Source organism: Nakamurella leprariae (assembly GCF_016918035.1).
GTDB lineage: Bacteria > Actinomycetota > Actinomycetes > Mycobacteriales > Nakamurellaceae > Nakamurella > Nakamurella leprariae.
On the sequence record NZ_JAERWK010000035.1, the window covers coordinates 1 to 2183 of the forward strand.

The following is a 2183-nucleotide window of genomic DNA, read 5'->3' on the forward strand; positions in this document are numbered from 1 at the left end:
TGTCGCCGGATCTTGAATCCTGACCCTCTGGGGTTCCGGGAACGTTGACCCCCTCCCGACGCTGGGGAGGTGCTGAACGTGGAGGACTGGGCGGAGATCCGTCGGTTGCATCGGGCCGAGGGCGTGCCGATCAAGGAGATCGCCCGGCGGTTGGGCGTGGCCCGGAACACGGTGCGGACGGCGGTGCGGTCGGACGGGCCGCCGAAGTACGAGCGGGCGGCGCGGGGGTCGGTCGCGGACGCCTACGAGGGGCAGGTCCGGGCGTTGCTGGCGCAGTGGCCACGGATGCCGGGGCCGGTGATCGCGCAGCGGATCGGCTGGCCGTACTCGGAGGGCCCGTTGAAGAAGTTGCTGGCCCGGATCCGGCCGGAGTACGTGGGCATCGACCCGGTCGACCGGGTGGTCTACGAGCCGGGACAGATCGCTCAGTGCGATCTGTGGTTCCCGGCGACCCCGGTCCCGGTCGATGCCCGGCAGGTGCGGATCCTGCCGGTGCTGGTGATCACGCTCGGGTTCTCCCGGTACCTGTCGGCGACGATGATCCCGTCGCGGCAGGCCGGGGACATCCTGGCCGGGATGTGGCTGTTGATCTCGCAGATCGGGCGGGTCCCCAAGACGCTGGTGTGGGACCGGGAGTCCGCGATCGGTGGGTCCGGGCGGGTCAGCGCCCCGGCCGCGGTGTTCGCCGGCACCCTGGCCACCCGGATCCGGTTGGCGCCGCCGCGGGACCTGCGAGTTCAAAGGCCTGGTGGAGCGCAACAACGGGTACTTGGAGACCTCGTTCCTGCCCGGCCGGGAGTTCGCCGGACCGGCCGACTTCAACGACCAGCTCGAGGACTGGCTGCCCCGGGCCAACGCTCGCACGCTGCGGACGTTGCAGGCCCGCCCGGTCGACCTGCTGGAGACCGACCGCCAGGCGATGACCATGCTGCCGCCGGTGGCCCCGACGGTCGGGTTGGCGCACCGGATCCGGCTGGCCCGTGACTACTACGTCCGCGTCGACACCTGCGACTACTCGGTCGATCCCCGGGCGATCGGCAGGTTCGTCGACGTGGTCGCGTCCCCGACGCGGGTGCAGGTGTTCTGCGACGGACAGCCGGTCGCCGAGCACCTGCGCAGTTGGGCCAAACACGCCGTGGTCACCGATCCCGAGCACGTCGCCACCGCCGCCCGGATGCGCCTGGCACTGGCCGAGCAGCGCCGCGCCCAGCAGTTGGCCCAGCCCAGCGGCGCCCGTCGACACAGCGATGGCCACCCGGTCGCCATCCGAGCCCTGCCCGACTACGACGCCCTGTTCGGCGTCCAGTTCACCCCGACAGCCGCGCCCGCGGCGGAAGCGAGCACTCCATGACCACCGCACCAGAGCTGGACCGAGCCGCGCCACCCCTGGCGGCCGGGCTGCCCTCGATGCTGGCCTACCTGACCCGGGTCCTCAAGACACCGACCATCGGACGGTGCTGGTCGGAGCTGGCCGACCACGCCCGCGACGAGAACTGGTCCCACGAGGAATACCTGGCCGCGGTCCTGCAACGCCAGGTCGCCGAACGCGAGTCCGCCGGCACCACCATGCGGATCCGCACCGCCCACTTCCCGGCCGTCAAGACCCTCGAGGACTTCAACCTCGACCACCTGCCATCGCTGCGCCGGGACGTCCTGGCGCACCTGGCCACCGGCACCTTCGTGGCCAAGGCCGAGAACGTGATCCTGCTCGGCCCACCCGGCCTGGGGAAAACCCATCTGGCCATCGGACTCGGCGTGAAAGCCGCCCACGCCGGCTACTCCGTGCTCTTCGACACCGCCAACAACTGGATCACCCGCCTGGCCGACGCCCACCAAGCCGGGCGCCTGGAAGCCGAGCTCAAGAAGATCCGCCGCTACAAGCTGATCATCATCGACGAGGTCGGCTACATCCCGTTCGACCAGGACGCCGCGAACCTGTTCTTCCAGCTCATCGCCTCCCGCTACGAGACCGGCTCCGTCCTGGTCACCTCGAACCTGCCGTTCGGCCGCTGGGGCGAGACCTTCTCCGACGACGTCGTCGCCGCCGCCATGATCGACCGCCTCGTCCACCACGCCGAGGTCCTCACCCTCACCGGCGACTCCTACCGCACCCGCCAACGCCGCGAACTGCTGGCCAAACAGAACCGGGCGAACCGGGACTGACCAACCGCCCGGGGGTCAAC

At 70.7% G+C, this 2183-nt stretch carries 1 protein-coding gene and 1 pseudogene; both read left to right on the forward strand.

What is annotated here, in order from left to right:
* The first annotated feature begins 69 nt into the window (after positions 1–69).
* Positions 70–1351: pseudogene (gene istA / locus JL106_RS20460) on the forward strand (IS21 family transposase).
* On the forward strand, positions 1348–2163 hold the full coding sequence (istB, locus tag JL106_RS20465; RefSeq protein ID WP_205262631.1) for an IS21-like element helper ATPase IstB: 816 nt from the start codon (positions 1348–1350) through the stop codon (positions 2161–2163). Before istA ends, istB begins: the two are co-directional and overlap by 4 nt.
* The last annotated feature ends 20 nt before the right edge of the window (positions 2164–2183 follow it).

Coding starts and splice junctions, on each gene's coding strand:
- istB (WP_205262631.1), top strand. CDS start 1,348: ATGACCACCGCACCAGAGCTGGACCGAGCCGCGCCACCCCTGGCGGCC.